The sequence below is a fragment of the Streptomyces sp. NTD91 genome (assembly GCF_059510455.1).
Map to the genome: position 1 here is coordinate 1 of NZ_JCAJZW010000154.1, position 657 is coordinate 657.

The 657-nt window shown below is 71.5% G+C and carries 1 protein-coding gene; it reads left to right on the top strand.

Annotated features, from left to right (window positions below):
* The coding region (locus tag AC5WRT_RS39010) for a beta-ketoacyl synthase N-terminal-like domain-containing protein (RefSeq protein ID WP_496098952.1) at positions 1-657 on the top strand (657 nt) is incomplete at both ends.

Below are 657 nucleotides of genomic sequence, written 5' to 3' on the forward strand. Positions count from 1 at the left end.
TGTTCGTGGAGTTCTCGCGGCAGCGGGGTCTTGCGGTGGACGGGCGGTGCAAGGCGTTCGCGGAGGGTGCGGACGGCACCGGCTGGTCGGAGGGCGTGGGCATGCTGCTGGTGGAGCGGCTGTCGGATGCGCGGCGTCATGGGCACCGGGTGCTGGCGGTGGTGCGGGGCAGTGCGGTGAATCAGGACGGTGCTTCCAACGGGCTTACGGCGCCCAACGGGCCGTCGCAGCAGCGGGTGATCCGGCAGGCCCTCACCGGGGCCGGGCTCGCCCCCGCCGACGTCGATGCGGTGGAGGCGCACGGTACGGGTACGACGTTGGGTGACCCGATCGAGGCGCAGGCGCTCATCGCGACGTACGGGCAGAATCGTGAGCGGCCGTTGTGGCTGGGGTCGGTGAAGTCGAACATCGGTCACACGCAGGCTGCTGCCGGTGTGGCGGGTGTGATCAAGATGGTGCTGGCGTTGCGGCACGGTGTGTTGCCGCGGACGTTGCACGTGGACGAGCCCTCCTCGCACGTCGACTGGTCGGCCGGTGCCGTCGAACTCCTCACCGAGGCGCAGGAGTGGCCGTCGTACGGGGACCGGCCGCGCCGCGCCGCCGTGTCCGCCTTCGGCGTGAGCGGCACCAACGCCCACGCCGTCCTCGAGGAACCGC